The following is a 23,172-nucleotide window of genomic DNA, read 5'->3' on the forward strand; positions in this document are numbered from 1 at the left end:
TCTCGAGCCTCGCTTACGTGGGGTCGGGCTCCGTGAATGCCTGGCGGCTGTGCAGGAGCAACTCACGCAGGGCGGGGCTGTGCGGGCTCTTCCAGACCAGGGCGAGCAACGCTGACGTCTCGACGTCGTCGATGGTGCGGGCGGTGAGCCGGTCGCGGTGGTTCGCGGCCATCGACTCGCTGAGGACGGCGACGCCGAGCCCGCGGGCGGCGAGGTCGGCAATGGCATCCGCGGAGCTGGCCTGCAGTGCGATCGCGGGTTGGAGGCTCTGCGCGGCGCAGGCATGGTCGAACACCGCGCGCAGTCCCGTACCGGGAGGCATGCACACGAGGGGGTGGGCGGTCAGGTCGCGCAGAGTGACCCGCCGCTGTTCCGCCAAGGGGTGCCCGGCCGGAACCGCGGTGACGAGCCGCTCGCTGATGATGGTCAGCGCGTCCAGCCCGTCCGGGGTGGCGGTCGCCGTCCCGATGAGAGCCAGGTCGATGGTGCCGGCGCGTACGCCCTCGACGAGCCGGTCGGAGTTGTCCTCCAGCAGGGAGATCTCCACACCCGGATGGGCCCGGTGGAAGGCGGCGAGGGCGTCGAACAGCGGCGTGACGGTGCAGCCGATGACCATCCCGACCGTGAGCCGGCCCCGGATCAGGTCGGTGACCTCACCCACCGCCTGGCCGACCGCTTCGGCTGCGGCGAGCGCGGCGCGGGCGTGTTCGAGCGCGGCCTTGCCCGCGACAGTGAGGGTGGCGGTGCGCGCCGACCGGTGGAACAGCTCGGCGCCGAGTTCGCGTTCCAGCCGGCGGATCTGAGCGCTGACACCGGACTGGCTGATGTGCACGCGCTCGGCCGCTCGCGTGAAGTTCTGCTCTTCGGCGACTGCGACGAAGTACTCCAGCTGCCTCATTTCCATGACTGGCAATTCTAGTTTCCAGAAGAACCATCTGTTGGACTTCTGGTCGGCGGCCGACCAGGCTGGAAGCACCGAAGCACCGAAGCACCGAAGCACCGAAGCCCGACGTCAGGAGGTACCCGTGCCGGAGTACGAGAAGGCCATGCGACCCGAAGACATCACCCGCTTGTTCGTCGAGCGCTCCAACGCCGGTGACGCGGCCGGGGTCGCCGCGCTTTACGAAGAGGACGCGGTGCTGGCCTACCCGCCCGGCGAGCAGACGGTGGGCCGGGAGGCGATCCGTGTGCTGTGGGAAAAGGTGCTGGCGGGCCGCCCCCGCTTCGAGCCGGAACAACCACTGCCGACTCTGGTCAGCGGCGACATCGCCCTCACCTCGACCCCGCCGAAGGACGGGGCCGGCGCCCGGGCACAGGTGGTCCGGCGCCAGCCTGACGGAAGCTGGCTGCGCCTGCTCGACCAGCCCGAGTTCGTCGCGCCCGACCGGTGAAGGGCGGGACCGGCAGGACGGATCACCAGCGGATCGTCTGGCCCTCCGGGGTGACATGGACGGTGAACTGCTCCAGCGGTGGTGCACCGGCGGCGCGCCACCGGCCGAACAGCTCCTCCACGGCGTCCCAGAGAGAGTCTGGCCCGCCTTGGCGGACGAGCCACTGACCGCCGTCCTCATATACGGCGGCCCATGAGCCGGACGCAGTGTCGACGAGCACGTCCTCGGTGTGCCCGTCCCGTTCCAGGTTCAGGCGCTGGGCACCAGGTACGGCGAGCTGCACGACGAAGCGGCTCGTCCAGTTGTTCCGCATGTCGGCCCCGGTGACGGTCTCCCGCTCTTTGCCCTCGTCGAGGTTGGGGAGCAGGCCGAGCGGCGGCGGCAGCTCCGGCCGCGCGAGCATGAAGTTCACCCCGCCGCCCAGCAGCGGGCCGGACGCCGTACCGTCCTCGTGGACCGTCAGGCGCGCGAGCTCCGAGGAGCCGAGCCAACCGCCGACGGTCACCAGGATCAGGCCACCGGGCCGGGTCTGTTCGATCCATGCCTCGGGCACGGTGCGTACGCCGCATGTGGCGATGATCCTGTCGTACGGCGCCCCCGCGCCGTGGCCGAGGAGGCCGTCGCCGGTGACGAGTGTGGGGTATGTCCCGAGGTGGCCGAGCGCTGTCCGGGCCCGCGCCGCCACGTGCGGGTCGTACTCGATCGAGGTGACGTTCCCTGCGCCGAGCCGGGCGCAGAGCACGGCGGTCGAGTAACCGGTACCGGTGCCGATCTCCAGCACCTTGTGCCCGTCCTCGACCTGGAGGTCCTCCAGCATGCGCAGCACGAGAGAGGGCAATGTGCTGGAGCTGGTCGGTTCGCGTGTGATCCGGCCGCGGATGTCTTCCGGCACGATCGTGCCGGCGATCTGGGTCACCAGCGTCTCGTCCGCGTAGCAGCCCTCCAGCCAGCCTGCGTCGCCTTCCCGTACGGGCTCCCACGCGGTGAAGTCCGTGCCGATCGCGCGCCGGAAGAAACCGCCGCGCAGGAATTCGTGCCGGGGGACTGCCGCGGCGGCGCGCTTCCAGGACTCCGTGCGCAGGCAGCCGGCCGCCGTCGAACTGTCGAGGAGCTGCTGGTGGAGCTGTGCTTGATCGGTCACGTCTTCCTCTCCAGAAGTGTCGCCAGGGCTGCGCGCATGGGCAGACCCGTTTCGGTTTCCAGCCAGTACCACTGGCCGGACGGGTTGCATTCCAGGAACCACCATCGGCCGTCCTCGCCCACGCAGAAGTCGAAAGCTCCGAAGACCAGGCGGAAGCGGTTCATGTAGCCGTGGAGCGCCGGCCGGATCCCCGGTGGTGCTTCCACAGGGGTGTAGGTCAGCCGGCTGTAGTCGGTGCGCCAGTCGAGGAGGTCGGAGTCGATACGGACGCAGAACACGTCTGCGCCGATGACGGTCACCCGGACGTCGGCGACCTTGGGGATCCGCTCCTGGAAGAGGTGCGCCGTGCCCGCTACGTCGTCATCGATGTCCGTTGCGGACACCTCGGCGACCTTGACGACGGACGAGACGCCGTCGACTCGATAGACCGGGTTGTGCAGCGGCTTGTAGATGACCGAGCCGTGCTGCTTGATGAACTCCCGGGCAGCGTCGGGGCTGGAGGTGATGAGGGTGGGCGGGACCAGGAACCCCGCGGCCGCGGCCGCAGTCAGCCCGGCCGGTTTGAACTCGGCGTCCCCGATGCGGTGCGGGTGGTTGACGTAGAGACAACCCGGCAGCGAGGCCAGGACTCCCCCGAGCCCGTACCGGGCCTGGGTGACGGCGAACCGGGCGTCCTGCTCGTCGAGGTGCGGAAAGCTGAATCCGGTCGGCCGACGGTAGTAGAGGGCGCGGATGTGGGCCAGGTCCGCGGTGCGGCTGGGGGTGAGGAGGCGGCCTCTCAGGCCGTGTTCGGTGATCTCTGCCTCCACCGACAGTGATGCGGGGAAGTCCCCCGAGTCGAGCCGCACGACCGGGATGTCCCGGTCGTGCAGCTCGCTGATCACCACGTCGGAGGTGGGGTCGTGCAGGCTGGTGACGACCAACACCGGACGCGGATCACTCACTGGTCGCTGTCGGCGCTCGTGTCGGTGTCCGTCGCGCCCTGGTTGCCACCGTCCGGGCTGGTGCCGGTCGACGGGCTGGTGCCGGTGGACGTGTTGTGCTTGCCCATCTCCATGACCTGGCCGGCCCCGTCGTAGAACACGGCGGTCTGGGTGGCGGGGTCCAGCTCGGCGCGGGCGTAGTCGGGGGCGATGGTGGGGTAGGGCGCCATGCGGCCGATGCCCCACGGGCGGGGTGTGCTGAGTCCCTGCGGGATCGCCGGGCTCGTGGGCAGACGGTCGGAGTGAACGAACATGCTTCTCCTCTGTGTCGCAGTGGTCGAATCCGCCTAGTCGCGGTGATGGGGCGCCGAGACCGACAGGGGGACGTGGGCCCGGCGCCGGGGTCAGTGAGGCTGCGCTATGTGCTGCGTGCCGGGTTTTGGTCCGATCCCTCAGTTTCGGGCGCGAGCTCACCGGGCCTTTCAAGCAGGCCTAGCAGTGCCCGCGCGTTCACGGCGGCGTCGTGCAACCGCGTCGCCAGATCAGTCGACGGCGCCTCATCGCCGAGGAGTTCGTCCGAATACCTCAGGACGATGCGCGCTGTGCCCTGCATGTTGTCCGGCATCCGCGGCATGAGCTTTGCGAGCTTGGGCGCCAGAAGCCGTACATAGCCCTCCATCTCCTGGAGAAGGGCCCGCTGTTCAGCTAGCGGACCACTGGGCCCCCACAGCGCTTCCTCGCATCGTCGTCGGATTTCGTCTGCGTTGAACGGCGACGCATGGCTAATTCCCATCGCCGGTCTCCTGCCCTGAATGCCGATGCTGGGCGAGCCGAACGAGATGCAAGACGGCCTCGGCGTCACACAGCTCGCCCGGCCTTCGCATCGGGACAGCCCAGTACGCCATGGGGTTGTGGCAGTTTGTCTCTGTGACGGGCGGAACTCCCAGCCAAGTGCCCCATGCCAGACACTCGGCGTCCGGGTGCTGCCAGGCCACGCCCGCGCTCGGGAGCACCAGGGGGTAGTAGCGGCCGCGCGAGGCGATGACGGGGCCGCCGTCGAGGACCTCGGCCAGATAGGTGCCCACCTCGGTCGGGTCGCTGCTCGCGGCAGCAGTTCGGACGAGGGTCCCGGGCAAGCGGATGGCGGTGAGCAACTCGCCGCAGCGAAGGAGGGTCAACCCGCCCTCGCTCCATTCCCACCGTGCCTGTTGGACGTCGGGAGCTGCGGCCAGTAACCAGTCCTCGACCAAGACCGCACGCTCATGGTCCGCCGCAGCGGCAGGCGCTGGATGTTCCTCCAAGTCATCAGAACCGGGGGCGAGTTGCTGAGACTCGCGCATGGTGGCGACTCCTCACGGTCGTCCATGCCCCGGCAGTCCAACGGGACGGTGGCCGCCGGGGCTCTTCGCGTCCAGAATGGATTTCTCGCGAAGAGCGCACCTCCCGTGGCGCGGTATACCCATGATGGGTACAGGCCCCCAGGAAACATGCCGCAGACTCAGGCGAGCAGGAAGTGCACGCATGATTCAAGAGCCACCGACCGCGCTGCCCCGGGAGCTCCTCAACGACGAGGAGATGCGCCGAGCGCTGGAGACACACGATTTCGGGACGGTGTTCCGGCGGGCGAAAAGCCATGCGGGGATCAGCTACTCCCGCATCGCCGCTGAGTGCGACATCAAGCCGGATCGGGTCGGCACGCTCGCCAAGGGACAGGGCACGATCACCACATTCGACAAGATCTTGCAGATCGCGGACGCGTTGCGTATCCCTGGGCACATGGTCGGCCTTGCTCCCCGCCCGTGGGAGAGCAGCGAGCTTCCCGCGCACGCGAACGACCCACAGATGGGACCACCGAGCTTGCGCCGCAGAACCGTCCTCCAAGCCGCCACCTCCACGGGCCTGGCCGCTGCTTTCCCCGCCCTGACGAGACCGCCGGAGCCCAAGCACGTCTCCGTGGAGGACGTCGTACGGATGCGGCGCCGCGCGGCCCGGCTGCGGCGTCTCGACGAAACGCTGGGCGGTGGCGACACCTACCGCGTCTACCTGGGCGAGTACCAGGCCACCAAGGCCCTCCTGCGGGACTCCGTCTTCACCCCGGAGTCTCGCCGTGGCACCGTCTCACTGCTCGCCGAGCAGGCCCAACAGGCCGGTTGGGCAGCCTTCGACGGGGGACAGCAGACTCAGGCCGAGAGCCTGTACGAGGAGAGTCAGCACGCCGCCCGTGAAGCAGGCGACGCCGATCTCCTCGCCAACGCGTACGCGTTCCTCGCTTATCAGGCCGCTGACCGGAACGTGGCGGTCGAGATGGCCGCAACCAGCTGCTCCACCATCACCCCCACCACTCCGTCCAGCGTGCGCGCTCTGCTCCACGAGCGGATGGCCTGGGCCTGTGCCATCGCGGGCCAGCCACACCGTGTCGAACAGGCTTTGGACGCCGCAAGGTATGCCCTGGACGAGCGGCAGAACGGAGAGCCTGAGCGGGACTGGGCGGCCTGGGTCGACGAGACCGAGCTGGACATCATGACCGGCCGCTGCTGGACAGAGCTTCGCCGTCCTCTGCGGGCTGTACCGGTGCTCACCCGGGCGCTCGACCGGTACGACGACCACCACGCTCGAGACAAGGCCCTGTACCTGTCATGGCTGGCCGACGCCTACCTGGCAGCCGGCGAGGTGGGGGAGGCCGCGGCCGTGACGAACCGCGCCCTGGACCTGTCCATCGGAGTCGCTTCCGTGCGTCCCCGGCAGCGCCTTGCCCCGGTGCTGGACCAGTTGCGGCAGCACCAGGGTTTGGGCGTCGTTCAGGACGTGCTGAAGAGGGCCACGGCCTAGTTCGCCGGGGCGACGCTGTCCTTGATCCACTGGAGACACCGGGGTGCTCCGTTGGCGATCGGCACCGCGAGCAGCTCGGGATTGTCCCACGGGTGGTTCTCGAGCAGATACTTCTCCAGCTCCGGGTAGCGCTCGCGCGTCGTGGTGACCAGCAGCCGCCACTCCTCCCCTTCACCGAACTCGCCCAGGTGCCAGAACACCGACCCCACCGGGCCGATGATCTGCGAACCGGCGGCAAGCCGCCCCTGGACTGCTCCCTTGGCGAGTTCTACAGCCTGCTGACGTTCCGGCGTGGCGGTCGACACCTGTACAAACTCAGTCATGCCGTGAGCGTAGCGATCAGGCACCTGTTCGTTGAGGCTCGGGACTGGCTGCGCAGTACGGGGCAAGGGAGCTCAGGGATATTGGCGGCGGCTCGGATCCTGCCTGGCCGAGAGCGGGCCAGGCGGGCCAGGATCCGGGTCGGGGCTTCCGTCCGTCGACTCGCAGCTGAAAAACACCGGTCGGCAAGTGGAGCCGAAACCCACTGACATGCGGGCCAGTTCACGCTGTCGAAGCCACGTGGCATCTTTCTGCCAGGACGTGGAGGGGATTTCTCGTCCCGTACGTTTCTACGGAACCGTGGAAGCCGCCGGCTTCCTGGTCAGTGTCGTGCTTCCACGGCCTGCCTCAAGGGCGCTTCGCGTCGCCTTCGGCGATGGCCCTGCGGGCCACCCTTGATCCAGGCCGTTCCAGCACGTGGAAGAAGCGAGCGGGCGGCCCGGAGAGGCGGGTGGCCAGGGGCCGTCGGGCCTCGTGGGTCGGCTGAGTGGTCGCTCGACGATGGGGTGTGCGCGGTTGCGTCTCGCATGCACGCCGGGTGGGTCAGGCGGCGATCGGTGGGTGGGCCGAGCGGTGGTATCGGTGGGTGGGTTCAGGGGCTGGGCCTATCCTGGGATCACCCGACTCGCCTCTCGGAAGGTCCGTTGATGACGCTCGGCATGGTTCTCGGTGACGTGGTCGTCGTGACGTCGCAGGTTCGTTCACGCTCGACCTTCCGAGGAGTTTGCCGTGTCCACGATCCGCTGGATCGAGGCTCAAGCCCGTTCCGCCCGCTGGCACTCTGAGTCCGGGCTGCCCCTGCCCCGTCGGGGCGTCGTCGCCGACGACCGGATGAGGGCCGCCGTCGCCTACCGTCTGGCCTGCGAGGGCACCGCGTTGTTGTGGCGCGGGGATTATTACAACGCGCGGCAGTTGTTGCGCGCGATGGACCGTCGGATCGGTCGTGCCGCGCCCGGTGCGGCAGGGACGCCGGCCGAGTCCTTTCGCCTGTACCGCCGGTTCCGCGCCCACCGCGCGCGCGTGCTCGGGAAGTTGCTCGTCCTGCTGGAGGAGGACCACACACTGGCGCTGCGCCGGGCGCCCGATGTGAGCCGGGCGTGTGTCGAGGCGTACGGGCCGTCCGATGGTCCGGTGGCCGTCGCCCTGACCGAGCTGTTGGGCGTGATCAGTGCCCGGGAGTGGCGGGAGAACGGCGTGCACGTACCGGCGCTTAACGCTCGGATCCACCCGCACTACGGGGTGTTCGCGCCGACGAGGAGTGAGTACGTCGACCTGGTCGCGCGGGCGCCGTTGCCCCCTGGCGTGCGTGCGGCGTTCGACCTGGGCACGGGCACCGGTGTGCTCGCCGCCGTCCTGGCCCGGCGGGGTGTCCGGCAGGTCGTGGCCACGGACGTCAGCGCGCGGGCGCGGGCGTGTGCCTGGGACAACGTACGGCGGTTGGGGTTCGGCGGGACGGTCCGCGTCGCCGGGCCAGGCCTGTACCCGGAAGGGCGCGCGCACCTCGTCGTCTGCAACCCGCCCTGGATTCCCGCGCGTCCCGCCTCCGACCTCGACCTCGGCGTCTACGACGCGGGCGGCGGCATGCTGCACGGCTTTCTCGACGGACTCGCCGGCCGGCTGGAACCGGGCGGTGAGGGCTGGCTCGTCCTGTCCGACCTGGCGGAGCGCCTCGGGCTGCGCACCCGGGCCGAGCTGCTGACCGCCATAGAGGCGGCGGGGCTACGGATCGTCGACCGTCTGGACACGCGCCCGCGCCACGCCCGCGTGCGTGACAGGCACGATCCGCTGCACGCCGCGCGGGCCGCCGAGGTCACGTCACTGTGGCGGCTGGCCGTCCCCTGATCCGTGCCGACCGGAAGCCCTTCTGGACGACGGAGCGGCTGTTGAAGGTGAGGTCCTCCCTCAGCGGGTGCCCCCTCATCCGCAGGGCGGATACGGTTCGCCGTAGCGGACGAAGCGTGGCCGCCATGTCCAGGGCCAGCATGTGGGTCATGACGACAGCGACCGCCCCTCTCCCCGCCGCCTCCGCACCTGCGCCTGTCTGGGCTCGCCGCGCCGCCCACGCCATCGCTCTGTGCGCGGTCCCGTCCGGCCTGTGGCGCATCGCCATGGCATCCGGCGTCCATGTGGGCTACAGCGACCGAGTGCTGCGCGACGTCTTCGACATCCCGGGCTGGGGCATCGCATACGTCATCGGCCTCTCCGTGCTCACTGAGCTGGCCGCTCTGTTTCCGCTGCTGCTCGTCAGCGACCGATGGAGGCCGCTGCACCCCAGGGTCCTCGCCCCGCTGGCCTGGACCGGCTCGGGCGTCCTGGTCCTGGTGGCACTGTGGCAACTCGTGGTCGCTTTCACCGCCGAGAGCCAGACGTACATGTCGAGCGGTACGGCACAGACCGTCTGGGGGTTCGCTTTCGCCCCGCTGTTCGCCATCCCGGCCCTGATGACCGCGGTGACCTGGTCGTACGCAAAACGGCACCGGGCACGGGGACAGGCATAACCCCTACGGTGGTGCCCGCCGACTCAGTCCGACAGCCGCGCGAACCGCCCACGGTGGAAGAGCAGCGGTCCCTCCGGATCGTCCGCCGCCGTGCCGAGGGCGTCCACCCGGCCGACCACGATGAGGTGGTCCCCGCCGGTGTGGACGGCGTGGATCGCGCAGTCGATCCAGGCGACGGCACCCGACAGGCGCGGCGAGCCGGACACCGGCGCCGCGTCGTACGCCACCCCCGCGAACTTGTCCGCGCCGCTCACCGCGAAGGCGCGGCACAGTTCGGTCTGGTGGGCTCCCAGGACGTTCACGCAGAACACCCCGGCCCGGGCGATACGCGGCCAGGTCGTCGACCTGCGGCCGACCATGAAGGCGACCAGCGGCGGGTCGAGGGAGAGGGACGTGAAGGACTGGCAGGCGAAGCCGGCGGGGGAGTTGCCGGGGGTGGTGGCCGCCGGTGGTGCCGTGATCACGGCAACGCCCGTCGCGAAGTTTCCCAGGACGCGGCGGAACTCCGCCGGGTCGACAGGAGCGCGCTCGTCCTCGCCGACGCACCTCAGATCGGGGCGCGGCAGCGCTTCGACGGGCTGCGGGGCGGGTGTGCGGACCGACCTGAGGTAGCGGACGGCGGCTTCGGCCATTCCTGCTTGTCCCATCACACCTGCCATTCAAGCTGACGCATCGTCAGATGGGAAGGGTGGTCGGTGGCCCATGTGCGGTCAGTGGCCCCGGTACGCGGGGCTCCGCCGCTCCACGAAGCTCCGTACGCCCTCCTGTGCGTCCGCCGTCGTCATGTTGATCTCCTGCGCGGCGGCCTCTGCGGCGAAGGCGGTGGCTCGGTCGGCGTCGAGGGAGGCGTTGACGAGCTGCTTGGTCAGGGCGAGGGCGCGGGTCGGGCCGGTGGCGAGGCGTTCGGCCCAGGCACGGGCCGTCTTGTCCAGGTCGGCGTCCGGGACGACCCGGTTCACCAGCCCCAGCCGCTCCGCGTCGGCCGACGTGAGCGCGTCGCCGAAGAACATCAGCTCCTTGGCGCGCTGCGGGCCGATGAGACGGGGGAGGAGGTAGGCGCCGCCGGCGTCCGGTACCAGGCCGCGTCGTACGAACACCTCGATGAAGCGGGCCGATTCGGCGGCCAGGACCAGGTCGCAGGCGAACGCCAGATGCGCGCCGAGCCCGGCCGCCGTGCCATTGACCGCCGCGATCACCGGCTTCTCGCAGTCCAGGACGGCGGCGATCAGGCGCTGGGCGCCGGTGCGGAGGGTGCGTGCGACATCTCCGGCGGCGGGTGCGGCGGTCGTGGTGGCGGTGGCGCGGAGGTCCGCGCCGGCGCAGAAGCCGCGCCCCGTTCCCGTGAGCACGATCGCTCGTACGTCCGCCGACGCGGACGCCTCCGACAGCAGCCGGACGATCTCGTCCCGCTGGGCGGGCGTGAGGGCGTTGAGGGCCTCGGGCCGGTTGAGGGTGATGGACAGGACGTGGTCGCCCGTCGTGTGCCGGACGTGGTCACCCGTGTGCGGAACGGCGGGGTCCGTCATCGGCTGCACACCGCCAGCGCGTCCAGCGCCACCGCGCCCTGCCCCTGGGGCAGGACCATGAGCGGGTTGATGTCCAGCTCGGCCAGCTGGTCCCCGAGTTCCAGTGCCATGCGCTGGGCGCGCAGGACGACCTCGACGAGTGCGTCCAGATCCGCCGGTGGCCGCCCCCGGACCCCGTCGAGCAGAGCCCGCCCGCGCAGCCCGTCGAGCATGTCCCGCGCCTGTTCCTCACCGAACGGCGGCACCCCTACGGCGGTGTCGCGCAGGACCTCGACGAGGACCCCGCCGAGCCCGACGGTCACGGTCGGCCCGAACAGGTCGTCGTGCGTGACACCGACGACCATCTCGACGCCGTGCTCGACCATCTGGCAGACCAGTACGCCGTCCAGCGGGACTTCCTCGTAGCGGGCGATGTCGGTCAGCTCCCGGTAGGCGTCGCGGACCTGGCTCGCCGAGGTGAGCCCGATCTTCACGAGGCCCAGTTCGGTCTTGTGGGCGATCCGGGCGCCCGAGGCCTTCATCACCACCGGGTAGCCCACCAGCCCCGCCGCCCGGACGGCCGCCGCCGCGCTGGTCACCAACTGCTCGCGCGGCACGCGGATGCCGTACGCCCGCAGCAGTTGCTTCGCCGCGTGCTCGCTCAGCTGCTCGCCGGGCCGCATCAGCGCCTGGGCCTTGCGGTAGGAGGGGGAGGGGGTGCGCGGGGCCTCGTCGAAGGGGGAGCGGTAGCCGGTCGTGAAGCGGTGGTGGCCGAGGTAGGCGCGGACGGCGGTGAGGCAGTTGCCGACCGTGCGGAAGGTGGCCACGCGGGAGGAGCCGAGCAGGACCTCGCGGTAGGCCGGCTCGGTGCCGACCGGCGAGCCCCACACCACGCACACCAGCTTGTCCGTCTGCTCCGCCGCCTCCACCAGGTCCCGGACGAGCCGGTCGCTGAGCGGGGGGAACGGCCCGCTGATCGGGCAGACGAGCACGCCCACCTCGGGGTCGTCGAGGATCGCGTCGATGATCTTCCGGCCGCGCTGGTCGCCGACCGGGTGACCGCCGTTGTCGACGGGGTTGGCGACGCTCAGGTACTCGGGTATCCACTGGTGCAGCTCGGCCTGTTTGGCCTCGGACAGGACCGGCAGCCGCAGGCCCGCCTCCGTCGCCAGGTCGGCGACGTGCGCGCCCGTGCCGCCGGAGATCGAGTAGACGACGACCCCGTCGGCGCGCGGCGGGCGGGCCCGGGCCAGCAGGGCGGCGGTGTCCTGGAGTTCGTCGAGCCCGTCGACGCGGATCACGCCGTACTGGCGCAGGGCCGCGTCCACCACGGCGTCGGCGCCCGTCAGTTTGCCGGTGTGGGAGGCGGCCGTGCGGGCGCCGGTCTCGGTGCGGCCCACCTTGACCGCGACGACCGGCACGCCGCGCCGGGCGGCCCGGTCGGCGGCGAGCAGGAAGGAGCGGCCGTCCTTCAGCCCCTCCAGGTAGCAGGCGATGGCGCCGACCTCGGGCTGCTCGGCGAAGTAGGAGAGGAAGTCGGCGCTCTCCAGGTCGGCCTCGTTGCCGGTGGGCGCCCAGTGGGAGAGCCGGATGCCGAGTTCCTGGAGGGCGAAGACGGGGCGGCCCTGGTGACCGGACTGGGTGATCAGCGCGATCGCCGGGCCCTGAAGGTCGGCACGGAACCGCTCGAAGGCGTTGAGGTTGGTGTTGGGGCCCAGCAGCCGCATCCCGGACCGCCCGACGGCGGCGGTCAGTCGCCGTTGGGCGGCCTCGCCCTCCGGCCCGGTCTCCGCGAACCCGGAGGCGAAGACGACCGCGAACCGTGCCTTGGCCTCGGCCAGTTCCTCGACCACCGGGAGGGGGTCGCCGACCAGCACCACGGCCAGATCGACCTGCTCGGGCAGGCCGGCGACGGAAGGGCAGCAGGGCATGCCGAAGACGGCCGGGCGGCTCGGATGCACCGGATACAGCCGGGCCCCGACCCGTTCCGCCCAGTCGGCCAGTTGCCGTGTGATGCCGGTGTTCGGGCGCCCCTCGGCGTCGGACGCGCCGATCACGGCGACGGACTGCGGGCGGAAGAAACGGTCCAGGTCGGGCACGTCCGCGTGCAGCGGACGCCCGCTGACGTCGAGGTCTCCCGTCCGGGCCGGCCTGCCGTGCACGGCGGGCCCGGACCGCTCGCCACAGGCGATGGCCCGGGTCCGGCGGGAGTCGGTGGTGAGGGTGCCGTGGGTCGATCCAAGCATCGTTTCCGCCCGCTCCTGTGAGACAGCCGCTAACTGACGCTCTGTCAGATTATCTGAACTGACGTGATGTCAGGAATGGTTGTGAGCGGGAGAAGTTGCCGCCGGGCGCGCCGGACGTCCGCGCACGCCGGGAGCGGGTGGGCCGGAAGTGCCCGACGCACAGACCGAGCCCGGACGTGTGGGCTGATCGGGTGAACGGGATTGGATCGGATGGGCCGTGAAGGTGTATGCGCGATAGCACTGGAGCGAGCCCGCGATCGGAGCGGGAGCGTCAGTGGCAAAGGATGATCGTGCGAGCGAAAGCCATTCTTGTTTCCCTGGTCGCGGCCTGTTCGGTGATGGGTCTGGCAGGGGCCGCGCAGGCTGCGGCGTCGGGTGACGTCGTGGTCTTCTCCACCGAGGCGCAGCCGCTGGACGTCTACCGGGACCCGGCGGGCTGCCGGCAACTGCCCACAGCCGCCCATGTGCTGTCGAACCTCACGGACAAGCCGGTAAAGGTCTACGGCAACCCGTTCTGTCTCGGCCCCTCACTGGTGGTACAGCCCGGGTACGGGACGCATGTGCCGGGCGGCGCGGGGTCGTTCTCGGCCTAGTCCGCCCGAGACGCCCTCATCGCCTCTGGTGTCCCCGCGCCCGCCCGTGCGGTGCCGTACTAGCCCGGCAGTCGCGACGCCCTCCCCGAACCGTCCCGCGCGATGGCCTTCGCGATCTTCACTGCGTCGATCGCCATCTCGCGGAACATGCCGCTGATCGGGTTGGTGAAGCCGGTGAAGTACAGGCCGGGGGCGGTACGCGGGCTGCGGGGGCCCTGGGTGACGGGCCTCCCGCGGGCGTCGAGTACGCCTAGGTGGCCGACGAGGTCCTCCAGGGCCCGGGTGTAGCCGGTGGCCGCGACGACGGCGTCCGGGGAGAGGCGGGTGCCGTCGGTGAGGACGACCTTGCCGTCCTCGAAGCCCTCCACGGCCGCGACGACCTGCACCCTGCCCTTGCGCACGGCGTCGATCAGACCGACGTCCTGGACGGGTACGGCTCCCTCGGTGACCCGGGTGTAGAGGCCGGTGTCGGGGCGCGGCAGGCCGTGGGCGGACAGATCGGGCACGCTCAGTCTGCCCAGCTGCCGGGCCATCCGGTCGACCAGGCCGACCGGCAGGTGCCGGGCCATGACGCCCGAGTACTGCGCGGCCCATCCGGCGGTCGAGCGGCGCACGATGTGCGGGACGGTGCGGATGGACAGCCGTACCCGGGCGCCGCCGTCCGCCAGGTCCACGGCGATCTCGGCGCCCGTGTTGCCGGCGCCCACGACCAGGACCTCGCGGCCCGCGAAGGGCTCGGCGTTGCGGTAGGCGGAGGCGTGCAGCAACTCGCCGGTGTAGGTGTCGCGGCCGGGCCAGTCGGGCACGCGGGGCGTGTGGTTGTAGCCGGTTGCGACGACGACCGCCGCACCGGTCAGTTCCCGGCCCCCGGTGGCGTGCAGCAGCCAGCCGGTGCCGTCGGGCGCGCGCTCGATGCGGGACACCTCGACGCCGGTGACGATCTCGAGCCGGTGGTGCTCGGCGTACTTCTCCAGGTACCGCACCACGTTGTCCCGGGACACCCACCGCCCGAACCGGCGCGGCATCGGCAGCCCGGGCAGGGACGACAGGCGACGGGTGGTGTGCAGGTGCAGCCGGTCGTAGTGGCCACGCCAGGACGCCCCGACGCGGTCGGACTTCTCCAGGACGACGGCCCGTATGCCCCGGGCCCGCAGCGCGTACGCGGCGGACAGTCCGCCGGGGCCGCCGCCGATGACGTAGACGGGGCGGTCGGGTGCGGGGTGTGCCGGGGAGTGTGTGGGGGGTGCGGAGTCGGCCATGAGCGGGAGCGTAGCCACGGGCCCGCTTGATGGGTCTCGGTCAAGACCGGAATTGGTTTCGGATTGGTCACGGCTGTAGGGGGACGGGGTGGAGCCGGTGGCGTAGCGGGTCCGGTTGTGACGAGCCGGTGATCGTTCCTGACGAATTGGCCCTCGCGGCGGAACACCCGCCCCTGGAGCCGGTGTTGAGAGGACGTCGACGCAGAGATGACGTCGGCGGAGACCGGAATGCCCCGCGAAGGAGACCGGAATGGCCCTGACCCGTGAAGAGCGCGAACAGTTCCTGGCCGAGCCCCACATCGCCGCACTCGCCGTCGACGCGGGGCCTGGCCGTGCGCCGCTGACCGTGCCCATCTGGTACCAGTACGAGCCCGGCGGCGACATCTGGATCCTGACGGCCCTCGACTCCCGCAAGTACGGGCTGATCAGCGCGGCGGGCCGGTTCTCCCTGATGGTGGACCGGCTGGAGCCGACGATCCGGTACGTGTCGGTGGAGGGCCCGGTCGTCGACACGGCCCCCGCCACCCTCGACCAGCTCCGCGAGATGTCGGCGCGCTACCTGCCGGCCGACAAGGTCGACGGCTACGTCGACTTCTCCTGGAAGAACCACGGAGAACAGCTGGTGCTGCGGATGAGGCCGGAGCGGTGGGTGTCGTCGGACCTCGGGCAGGTGTGAGACGCCCTCCGGGGTGACAATCGGGGCATGGCAACGGATCTTCACGAGCTGCTGAGGTCACTGCGGGTCTGGGACCCGCAGGTCACTCAACTGCCCCCCTTCGACCCGACGACCGCCCCGGACACCCCGCTGCCGCTCTTCGCCGAGTGGTTCGCGGCGGTGGTGGCGGCCGGGCAGACCGAGCCGCACACCGTGTCGCTGGCGACCTCCGACGAGTCCGGCCTGCCCGACGTACGGATCGTGATGCTGCACGGCGCCGACGAGACCGGCTGGTCCTTCGCGTCCCACGCCGGGAGCCGCAAGGGCCGCCACCTCAGCGCCCGTCCGTACGCCGCGCTCTGCTTCTACTGGCCGGTCCTGGGCCGGCAGGTACGGGTCCGCGGCCCGGTGTCGGCCGCCCCGTCGAAGGAGGCCCAGGGCGACCTCCACGCCCGCTCGACGGGCGCCCTGGCCGCGGCGCTGACCGGCCGCCAGAGCGAGATCCTGGGCTCCGTGGAGGAGCTGACGCGGGCGTCCGAGGCGGCGTGGGAGCGGGCCCGGAACGAGCCGGAGGCTCCCGTGGCGTCCTGGACCCTGTACCGGCTGCGGCCGGACGAGGTGGAGTTCTTCCAGGGAGACGCGGCACGGCGGCACGTACGGCTCCGCTACCGGAGCACAGGGGAGGAGTGGACGCGGGAACTGCTGTGGCCGTGAACGGACCTGGGCCGGCGCGCGCGTCGTCATCGGGAGTCGCGTATCCCGAGGATGTACTCGGCAGTGAGCGCGACGGCACGGTCCTCGTCATGGGACAGATCTGCGAGGGCACGTGACGCCGTGCTTCCCGGGATGTCCGCGAGCGCCTGGGTCAGCCGTCGGCGTGCGGAGGAGTCGACGGTGTCGTGGGCGAGGCGGCCGACGAGTCCGGTGGCGATCCGATCCGCCAACGCGGGACGACTCGCCAGCGCGCTCAGCGCATCGGCCGCGTCGACGTCGTTCGCCTCCTCGACGATCATGTCGATGAGCGTCGGGACGGCGTCGGCCACCCCACGTGCCCCGAGTGCCGAAGCCGCATACCTGCGGACCGCGACGTCGGGGTTCGCGAGGGCGTCCCGCAGCAGTGCGGTCGCCTCACCGCCCGGAATCTCGGCGATGGACTGGACGGCGCGTTTGCGCACCTCGGCGGCCGGTGAGCCGAGGCCCTGCGCCAGCAGCGCCAGTCCGCCGTCGCCCGAGTGCGCCAAAGCCCACCGGAGGGCTCCGGCGACGTTCGGGTCCGACTCGCCCAGCACTGCCTCGACCAGTGCTTCCACCGGCACCGGAACCTCGTCGACCGAGGACAGGGCCGCGCGTTGACGCGCCCCCGCGCTCTTCGACCCCAACCCCTGCAGGAGCGCGACGACCCGGAGGACGTCCTCCCAGCCGGCGGGTTCCGCGGCACCGATCCTGTGGAGTCGCGTGAGCAGCTCCGTCTCGGCCGCGATGCGTTCCCGCGTCTGGCGCACGAGGTCGTCGACGAGCTCCGATGGCGTGAAGCCGGGATCGTCGAGCGCGCGCTTGACCTCACGCAGCGACAGCCCCAGTGACCGCAGGCTCTCGATGTGGAAGATCCGCCGGACGTCCTCGCCGGAGTACTCGCGATAGCCGGCATCGGTACGGCCCGTCGGCCGCACCAGGCCGAGCGACTCGTAATGCCTGAGCATGCGGGCGCTGACCCCGGACCGCCGTGCCACATCACCGATCAACACCTACCGTCACCCTTCCCGGCGGGTCGTGCCGAGAGCCACGACGCGCTTCGCCTCCTCGATCGCGCTCTCGAAGCCGGCATCCGGGTCGCGCAACAGCCGTTCCGTGGCGAGCGCGTGCGCACGCACGCGGGGGTCGGGGTCCGTCATCGCGTCGCGCAAGGCCGGCGTGATCACCTCACCGAGCGCGATCAGCGCCCGGCTGAGGCTCAGCCGCGTCGCACGCTCACCGCGCCCGAGCTGTGTCGCCAGCACGCCGGCCAGTTCCGGCTCTTCGCCTTCCGGCACGAGAACGACCGCTGCCCGCCAGGCGCTCCGGGCCACCTCGTCCTCGGTGTCGGTCAACAATGCCCGTGTGATCGCCGGCCACGCCTGCCGATCCCCGATCTTGGACAGCGTGTGCAACGCCTGGCTCCGTGCCTGCGCACGCTCCGAGCGGAGTTGTCCTAGAAGCTCGGGGACCGTCGTCGACGCCGGGTGGCGGGTGAGCGCCCACGTGAGCATGTCGCGGACGAAGAACTCCGGCTCGACCGCGCACCGTTCGATGAGCTTGCCGATGAACCGCGGGTCGGGGTCCGTGCCGACGGCCAGCGCCGCCCGCAGCCGCACGGACGAGTTGCTGTCCTCCAGGCACTGGAGATCCTTCAACATGGGACCACCTCCTCGGCACAGTGAAGGCCTTGTCACCGTGGCAAGGTCAAGCGGGTACGGCCGGTCCCGTGAAGTCGTACACCGCGAAGTCCGCCACCGGCCGGTAGCCGATCCGCTGGTACAGGCCGTTGCTGGTCGGGTTCGACAGGTCCGTGAAGAGGAGCACCTCCTGCGCTCCGGCGGCCAGGGCGGCACGGCTGACCTCGGCTGTGGCGGCGCCCGCGTAGCCTCGGCCGCGCAGGTGGGGCGGGGTGTAGACCGGGGCGACGCGGATCTGGCCGGCGACCTGAGGGGTCGTTCCGGCCATGGCGGCGGGGGTGCCGTCGGGCGTCTCCCAGAAGGTGATGCCGCCCTGCTCGATACGGGCGTCCGCCCACTCGGCGGCGTCCCGGAAGACGCCCGAGCCGACGGCTGCGACGAACTCGTCGTGCCAGCGGATGAGGTGCTCCCGGTCCGCCTCACCGGCGATGCGGGGGCCGCCGGGCGGCACGGGACGGGGCACGGTCAGGGTGCCGAGCCGGTAGAGCCGGTTGCGCTCCCGGAGGATGGCCGTGGCGCCCGTGTGCCGCTGCCAGGCCTCGGCGAACGCGGCGGCGGTGTCGCGGTCGGCGTGCACGCCGGGCAGGCGTTGCCCGAGGGCGGCCAGCCGTGCGGCCAGCGCATCGGCCTCCTCGGCCGTCAGGACGGTGAGGTTCAGCCGGTGCGGTGGCGTGCGGAAGAACGTCGCCCGGACCGCGCCGTCCTGTTCCAGCGTGCCGAACTCCGGCACTCCGTCGCCGTAGACGTGCGGGCCGCGCGTGCGCAGGTTGTTCGTGACGGTCAACGGGAGCGTGTGCAGTGCCGGTTGGGAGTGGAGAAAGGCGCCGGCCCGGGTCAGGAAGGTGTCGAGGTCCTGGGTGAGGTGCCAGTCGTCGGTGCGCATGTCTCATGGTGCCGCCCGCGCCCTGGTCGGCACCTCCGAATTACGCCCCCGGGCCCTCGGCTCACATCGGGTTACCGATCCGCGGCCGGGTCCTGATCAACGCCCAGTTCCCGAACCGCGTCCGGTGCGGGATCCGTCGCCAGCCGTGCGTGCAGGTGGGCGTCCCGGAACGCGTCGTGCCGGTCCCTTTCGAAGATCGCCCCGCGCAGGGTCCCCTCGTACGCGAACCCGCACCGCCCGGCGATCCGGCACGAGGCGTCGTGGCCGACGGCGTGGTCCAGTTCCAGCCGGTGCAGGCCGAGTTCGGTGAGGGCCCAGTGGGCGGCGAGCAGGAGGGCCCGGGTGGCGACGCCCTGGCCGCGGGCCTCGGGGAGCACCCAGTAGCCGACGCGGGCGACCTTCAGGTGGTACTTGATCTCGTTGACGCCGATGTGGCCCAGTGCCGTGCCGCTGCGGGCGTCCGCGACCCGGAACGACATGGACGTGCCCTCCGCCGCGCTCTGGGCCCGTGCGAGCAGCGACTCCAGGGCGCTCGTCCGGTCCGTGACCAGCCTCAGCGGGGTGTTCCAGCGCCGGAACTCCGGGTCGTTCATGCCGCGCAGCCACGTCTCGACGTCGGAGGCGGACGCGGCGTCCCAGGGGCGCAGGTGGAGGCCGTGGCCGTGGATTTCCGGGAGGGGGCCGGTCAGGGACCGGTCGCGTATGGGGGCCATGGGGCCATTCAAGCGCCTGGGGCGGCGCCGTTCACCCGCCGATCGCGCTCCGCACGATCCGGAACACCGGGATCCCCTCCCGGAACGCGACCTCCAGTTCCGCCCCGGCGGACAGTTCCCCGGTCGGCGGTTCCCCGGCCGGCGACTCTGCCGCCCCCACGACCTCCGTCATCATCCGCGGCCCCTCGGCGAGGTCGACCACGGCGGCGACGTACGGAGTGCGTTCCGCGAAGGGCGGCAGGTCGTTGCGGTGGACGACGGACCAGGTGTAGAGGGTGGCGCGGCCGCTCGCGGGCTCCCAGGCGACGTCCTCGCTCCAGCAGTGGGGACAGAACTCGCGCGGGTAGTGGTGGGCCCGTCCGCAGGCCCGGCAGCGGCGGATCAGCAGCCGGCCCTCGGCGGCCGCGTCCCAGTAGGTCCGGGTGAAGGCGTCCGGCTCGGGCAGGTCGAACCGCCCGGCCATCAGAACAGCCCCAGCGCGCTGTCCAGCGACCAGGTCTGCCAGGACATCCCGAACAGCCCGACCACCGACATCAGCGCCATCATCGAGTTCTGCCCCTGCTCGGCGACTTCGTGGATCATGAGGGTGAAGTAGAGGGCGTTGAGGAGAAAACCGCCGACCAGGGCGATCGGGGTGAGGAAGCCGGTGATCAGGCCCAGTCCGAGCGCGAGTTCCGCGTAGACGACGACGTACGCCATCACCCGCGGGTGGGGTGCGACGACCGTGTCGAAGCCCGACCGTACGGCGCTCCAGCGGTGCTCGGCGGCTATCCCGGCCGCCCAGGTGATGCCGGTGCCGCGTTCGAACCAGGCCTTGCGGTCCTTGTGCCGCCAGCTCTCCAGCCACCACAGCCCGAGCCCGACCCGCAGCACGGCCAGCCATTCCGCTCCGGTGAGCCAGATCGTGTCCATGCCCATGCTCCCGCGTTGCCGCCGCTCGAGACCGGGATCTGACGGTACGTCAGGTAAGTGGCGGCAACAAGCCCTGAGTGGCGGCAACAAGCCCTGCAGCGGTTGCGAGGAGAGGGTCACCTCGCGGCTGACACGGTGTGAGGGCCAAGCCCTCGCACAGCGGCACGCCCCGATCACGAGGCCCGTGCGAGCCGCACGATCGCCGCGACCGACCGGTCGACGTCGGCCTCGGTCGTGCTGTGCCCGGACACCGAGATGCGCATCAGCCGCCGGCCGCGCCAGGTGGTGGCGCCCATCCAGCAGGTGCCGTCGTCCTGGACCGCCCGCACGACGTGGTCGGTGCGGGCGTCGTCGCCGAAGCCGACGAGGACTTGGTTGAGTACCACGTCGTTGACCACCTCGAAGCCCGCCGCGGACAGGCCGTCGGCGAAGCGGCGGGCGAGCAGGCAGCAGCGGTCCACGAGCGCGGCGACGCCGTCACGGCCGAGTTCGCGCAGCGCCGCCCAGGTGGCGAAGCCGCGGGCGTGGCGGGAGGACTCGGTGGTGAAGTCGGCGCCGCCGGCCGGAGTGCCGCCGGCCCGGGTGAGGTAGGAGGCGGTGTACGACAGGGCGGCGGCGTGGACGGCGGGGCGTGAGCAGAAGGCGTAGCCGCAGTCGTAGGGCACGTTCAGCCACTTGTGGCCGTCGCAGGCCCAGGAGTCGGCCAGCTCGACGCCGTCGACGAGGTGGCGGGTCGCCGGGCTCGCGGCCGCCCACAGGCCGAAGGCGCCGTCGACGTGCACCCAGCCGCCGTGGGCGTGGGTGAGAGCGCAGGCGGTACGGAGGTCGTCGCAGGCGCCGGTGTTCACGTTGCCGGCCTGGGCGCACACGATCGCCGGCGTGCCCGGCTCGGACGCCAGCACGCGGCGCAGGTCGTCGGTGTCCAGGGCGCCGCGTCCATCGGTGCGGACCGTCTCCAGGCAGTCGGTGCCCAGGCCGAGCAGCCGCAGCGAGCGGTCGACGGTGGCGTGGCGCTCCTCGCTCGCGACCACCCGCAGGCGCGGGGCGCCACCCAGCCCCTTGTGTCCGACGTCCCAGCCGGCCTCGGTGAGCAGATGCTGCCGGGCTGCCGCGAGCCCTGCGGTGTTGGCCGCCTGTCCGCCGGTGACGAACCCGGTGGACGCCGTGGCGGGAATGCCGAGCAGGTCCTTCAGCCGGCCACCCGCCGCCTCCTCCGCGGCGAGCGCGGCGGGCGAGAGAGCCGCGTTGAAGGCGTTCTGGTCCCATCCGGCGGCCAGGATCTCCGCGGCGGTGGCCGCGGGCAGCGCCCCGCCGACGACGAACCCGAAGAACCGCGGCCCCGCGGTGGCGACGAGTCCGGTCTCGGCGGCGGCCACCAACTCGTCGACCACCGTGAGCGGGTCGGCGGGCGAGCGGTTCAAGGGGCGGGAGAACGCCGCGCGCAGTGCCGCATGGTCGACGGGCAGCGCCACCGGCCGCTCGGGCAGCGAGCGGCGGTACGCGGCGGCGTGCTCGGCGGCGCGCTGGAAGATCCTGGTCAGCTCGTCCATGGCCGGACGGTAACCACCCCTCCGAGCGGTTGGGAACGGCCATTGGGGGGAGATCGGACTGCTCTCTCCCCCCCCCGCGACAGCAGCGGCCCACGGGCGGAGTCGGGCCCGTGGTCACACCCCGAGCACCACCGTCCCCGAAGAGCAGAACCACCCACCCGTCCCCGACGCCACCCCCAGCCGCGGCAGCGCCCCGTCGGCACCCCGCCGCACCTGCCGCTCCCCGCCCTCTCCGCGCAACTGCCGCACCGCCTCCACCAGCAGGAACAACCCCCGCATCCCCGGATGCTGGGCCGACAGCCCGCCCCCGTCGGTGTTCACCGGAAGGCCCCCGCCCCCGACCCGCAGCCGGCCCTTCTCCACGAACGCCCCGCCCTCGCCCTTCCCGCAGAAGCCGAGGTCCTCCAGCGTCACCAGGGTCATGTAGGTGAACGCGTCGTAGATCTCCGCGAAGTCCATCTCGTCCGGCCGTACGCCCGCCCGCTCGAAGGCCAGCCGTCCGCTCACCGCCGCCGGGGACACCGTGAAGTCCGCCCACTCGGACATCGCCGCGTGCGAGACGTGCTCCCCGCTGCCCAGCACCCACACCGGCGACGTACGGCAGTCCCGCACGTACTCCGCCGCCGCCAGCAGCACCGCCGCCCCCCCGTCGGAACGCACGCAGCAGTGCAGCTTGGTGAAGGGGTCGGCGATCATCGGGCCGGCCAGGACCTCGTCCACCGTGACGGGGGTGCGGAACATCGCCTCCGGGTTCAGGGCCGCGTTGGCCCGGGCCTGGACCGCCACCTCCGCCAGCTGCTCGATCGTCGTGCCGTACTCGATCATGTGGCGGCGGGCGGCCATGGCGTACTTGGCTATCAGGGTGTGGCCGTAGGGGACTTCGAACTGCAGGGGGCCGCGCGTGCCGAAGGACAGCGTTCCGGTGCGACGGCCCGCCCGCACGTCCGCCCGGGCCGTCGAGCCGTAGGCGAGGAGCACCACGCGCGCGTGCCCGGCCGTGATCGCGTCCGCCGCGTGGGCCGCCATCACCTCCCAGGTGGAGCCGCCGACGGAGGTGGAGTCGACCCAGGTCGGACGCAGGCCCAGGTACTCGGCGACCTCGACGGGGGCCAGGGTGCCCAGGCCCGCCGAGGCGAAGCCGTCGACCAGCGACCGGTCCAGGCCCGCGTCGGCCAGGGCGCGCCGGGCCGCCTGGGCGTGCAGCGCGTACGGGGTCGCGTCGTCCACGCGGCCGCAGTCCGAGAGGGCCACGCCCACGACGGCCACTTTCCTCCGGGCAACCATGAATCTGACGGTACATCAGATGACACCGCCGGGGGAG

The 23,172-nt window shown here is 71.5% G+C and carries 26 protein-coding genes; 7 read left to right on the forward strand and 19 right to left on the reverse strand.

What is annotated here, in order from left to right:
- Positions 1–13: 13 nt before the first annotated feature.
- A complete protein-coding gene (locus MQE23_RS25230) occupies positions 14–904 on the reverse strand; it encodes a LysR family transcriptional regulator (protein WP_243380364.1) in 891 nt (296 codons plus the stop codon).
- Between the two features lie 121 nt (positions 905–1,025).
- Here MQE23_RS25230 and MQE23_RS25235 point away from each other — a divergent pair, with 121 nt between their 5' ends.
- Positions 1,026–1,391 carry a nuclear transport factor 2 family protein gene (locus MQE23_RS25235; RefSeq protein ID WP_020272177.1) on the forward strand — a complete coding sequence of 122 codons (366 nt, stop codon included), beginning with the start codon at positions 1,026–1,028 and terminating at the stop codon, positions 1,389–1,391.
- 22 nt (positions 1,392–1,413) lie between these two features.
- On the opposite strand, the gene tgmC is transcribed toward MQE23_RS25235, so the two are convergent.
- The 5 genes from tgmC to MQE23_RS25260 form a co-directional block, all read right to left on the reverse strand.
- Complete coding sequence (gene tgmC / locus MQE23_RS25240) at positions 1,414–2,532, reverse strand: ATP-grasp peptide maturase system methyltransferase (RefSeq protein ID WP_243380366.1); 1,119 nt, start codon at positions 2,530–2,532, stop codon at positions 1,414–1,416.
- Complete coding sequence (gene tgmB / locus MQE23_RS25245) at positions 2,529–3,476, reverse strand: ATP-grasp ribosomal peptide maturase (RefSeq protein WP_243380367.1); 948 nt, start codon at positions 3,474–3,476, stop codon at positions 2,529–2,531. The genes tgmC and tgmB overlap by 4 nt, the downstream gene beginning before the upstream one ends.
- On the reverse strand, positions 3,473–3,769 hold the full coding sequence (gene tgmA / locus MQE23_RS25250) for a putative ATP-grasp-modified RiPP (RefSeq protein WP_020272174.1): 297 nt from the start codon (positions 3,767–3,769) through the stop codon (positions 3,473–3,475). Before tgmA ends, tgmB begins: the two co-directional genes overlap by 4 nt.
- A gap of 104 nt (positions 3,770–3,873) precedes the next feature.
- Positions 3,874–4,248: a hypothetical protein gene (locus MQE23_RS25255; RefSeq protein ID WP_243380369.1), complete on the reverse strand. Its 375-nt coding sequence runs from the start codon at positions 4,246–4,248 to the stop codon at positions 3,874–3,876.
- Entirely contained in the window at positions 4,238–4,795 is a 558-nt protein-coding gene (locus tag MQE23_RS25260; RefSeq protein ID WP_243380370.1) for a hypothetical protein, read from the reverse strand. The genes MQE23_RS25255 and MQE23_RS25260 overlap by 11 nt, the downstream gene beginning before the upstream one ends.
- A gap of 181 nt (positions 4,796–4,976) precedes the next feature.
- Here MQE23_RS25260 and MQE23_RS25265 point away from each other — a divergent pair, with 181 nt between their 5' ends.
- Entirely contained in the window at positions 4,977–6,284 is a 1,308-nt protein-coding gene (locus MQE23_RS25265; protein WP_243380371.1) for an XRE family transcriptional regulator, read from the forward strand.
- On the opposite strand, the gene cutA is transcribed toward MQE23_RS25265, so the two are convergent.
- On the reverse strand, positions 6,281–6,607 hold the full coding sequence (gene cutA, locus MQE23_RS25270) for a divalent-cation tolerance protein CutA (protein WP_037668775.1): 327 nt from the start codon (positions 6,605–6,607) through the stop codon (positions 6,281–6,283). The genes MQE23_RS25265 and cutA overlap by 4 nt on opposite strands.
- A gap of 727 nt (positions 6,608–7,334) precedes the next feature.
- Between cutA and MQE23_RS25275 the strand changes: the two genes are divergently transcribed.
- Entirely contained in the window at positions 7,335–8,447 is a 1,113-nt protein-coding gene (locus MQE23_RS25275; RefSeq protein WP_243380372.1) for a methyltransferase, read from the forward strand.
- 140 nt (positions 8,448–8,587) lie between these two features.
- Positions 8,588–9,103, forward strand: a complete 516-nt coding sequence (locus MQE23_RS25280; protein WP_243382746.1) for a hypothetical protein — start codon at positions 8,588–8,590, stop codon at positions 9,101–9,103.
- 23 nt (positions 9,104–9,126) lie between these two features.
- Here the strand turns inward: MQE23_RS25280 and MQE23_RS25285 are convergent, their stop codons facing one another.
- The 3 genes from MQE23_RS25285 to MQE23_RS25295 form a co-directional block, all read right to left on the reverse strand.
- The gene (locus MQE23_RS25285; protein WP_243380373.1) at positions 9,127–9,750 is read right to left on the reverse strand and encodes a flavin reductase family protein; all 624 of its coding nucleotides are present in this window, start codon (positions 9,748–9,750) and stop codon (positions 9,127–9,129) included.
- A gap of 63 nt (positions 9,751–9,813) precedes the next feature.
- The gene (locus MQE23_RS25290; protein WP_020272167.1) at positions 9,814–10,629 is read right to left on the reverse strand and encodes an enoyl-CoA hydratase-related protein; all 816 of its coding nucleotides are present in this window, start codon (positions 10,627–10,629) and stop codon (positions 9,814–9,816) included.
- Entirely contained in the window at positions 10,626–12,854 is a 2,229-nt protein-coding gene (locus MQE23_RS25295; RefSeq protein ID WP_243380375.1) for an acetate--CoA ligase family protein, read from the reverse strand. The genes MQE23_RS25290 and MQE23_RS25295 overlap by 4 nt, the downstream gene beginning before the upstream one ends.
- A gap of 284 nt (positions 12,855–13,138) precedes the next feature.
- Between MQE23_RS25295 and MQE23_RS25300 the strand changes: the two genes are divergently transcribed.
- Positions 13,139–13,447, forward strand: a complete 309-nt coding sequence (locus MQE23_RS25300; protein WP_020272164.1) for a hypothetical protein — start codon at positions 13,139–13,141, stop codon at positions 13,445–13,447.
- Between the two features lie 59 nt (positions 13,448–13,506).
- On the opposite strand, the gene MQE23_RS25305 is transcribed toward MQE23_RS25300, so the two are convergent.
- Positions 13,507–14,706, reverse strand: coding sequence for an NAD(P)/FAD-dependent oxidoreductase (locus tag MQE23_RS25305; protein WP_243380376.1), 1,200 nt, complete (start codon positions 14,704–14,706; stop codon positions 13,507–13,509).
- Positions 14,707–14,956: 250 nt separating this feature from the next.
- Between MQE23_RS25305 and MQE23_RS25310 the strand changes: the two genes are divergently transcribed.
- Positions 14,957–15,382, forward strand: coding sequence for a pyridoxamine 5'-phosphate oxidase family protein (locus MQE23_RS25310; protein WP_020272162.1), 426 nt, complete (start codon positions 14,957–14,959; stop codon positions 15,380–15,382).
- 27 nt (positions 15,383–15,409) lie between these two features.
- Positions 15,410–16,075, forward strand: coding sequence for a pyridoxal 5'-phosphate synthase (locus tag MQE23_RS25315; protein ID WP_243380377.1), 666 nt, complete (start codon positions 15,410–15,412; stop codon positions 16,073–16,075).
- Between the two features lie 26 nt (positions 16,076–16,101).
- On the opposite strand, the gene MQE23_RS25320 is transcribed toward MQE23_RS25315, so the two are convergent.
- The 8 genes from MQE23_RS25320 to MQE23_RS25355 all read right to left on the reverse strand — a co-directional run bounded on the left by MQE23_RS25320 (position 16,102) and on the right by MQE23_RS25355 (position 23,135).
- Positions 16,102–17,106 (reverse strand): MerR family transcriptional regulator, encoded by a 1,005-nt coding sequence (locus tag MQE23_RS25320; RefSeq protein ID WP_243380378.1) that lies wholly within the window; start codon positions 17,104–17,106, stop codon positions 16,102–16,104.
- Positions 17,107–17,112: 6 nt separating this feature from the next.
- Positions 17,113–17,754 (reverse strand): HEAT repeat domain-containing protein, encoded by a 642-nt coding sequence (locus MQE23_RS25325; RefSeq protein ID WP_243380380.1) that lies wholly within the window; start codon positions 17,752–17,754, stop codon positions 17,113–17,115.
- A gap of 46 nt (positions 17,755–17,800) precedes the next feature.
- Positions 17,801–18,676: a GNAT family N-acetyltransferase gene (locus tag MQE23_RS25330; RefSeq protein ID WP_243380381.1), complete on the reverse strand. Its 876-nt coding sequence runs from the start codon at positions 18,674–18,676 to the stop codon at positions 17,801–17,803.
- Positions 18,677–18,747: 71 nt separating this feature from the next.
- Positions 18,748–19,389 carry a GNAT family N-acetyltransferase gene (locus MQE23_RS25335; protein ID WP_243380382.1) on the reverse strand — a complete coding sequence of 214 codons (642 nt, stop codon included), beginning with the start codon at positions 19,387–19,389 and terminating at the stop codon, positions 18,748–18,750.
- A gap of 31 nt (positions 19,390–19,420) precedes the next feature.
- Positions 19,421–19,852, reverse strand: a complete 432-nt coding sequence (locus tag MQE23_RS25340; RefSeq protein ID WP_243380384.1) for an OB-fold domain-containing protein — start codon at positions 19,850–19,852, stop codon at positions 19,421–19,423.
- Positions 19,852–20,301, reverse strand: coding sequence for a DoxX family membrane protein (locus tag MQE23_RS25345; protein WP_243380386.1), 450 nt, complete (start codon positions 20,299–20,301; stop codon positions 19,852–19,854). The genes MQE23_RS25340 and MQE23_RS25345 overlap by 1 nt, the downstream gene beginning before the upstream one ends.
- Positions 20,302–20,474: 173 nt before the next feature.
- A complete protein-coding gene (locus MQE23_RS25350) occupies positions 20,475–21,851 on the reverse strand; it encodes a pyridoxal-dependent decarboxylase (protein ID WP_020272155.1) in 1,377 nt (458 codons plus the stop codon).
- A 114-nt stretch (positions 21,852–21,965) separates the two neighbouring features.
- Positions 21,966–23,135 (reverse strand): acetyl-CoA acetyltransferase, encoded by a 1,170-nt coding sequence (locus MQE23_RS25355; protein ID WP_243380387.1) that lies wholly within the window; start codon positions 23,133–23,135, stop codon positions 21,966–21,968.
- Positions 23,136–23,172 lie beyond the last annotated feature (37 nt).

This window comes from Streptomyces sp. HP-A2021 (genome assembly GCF_022807935.1).
Classification (GTDB): domain Bacteria; phylum Actinomycetota; class Actinomycetes; order Streptomycetales; family Streptomycetaceae; genus Streptomyces; species Streptomyces afghaniensis.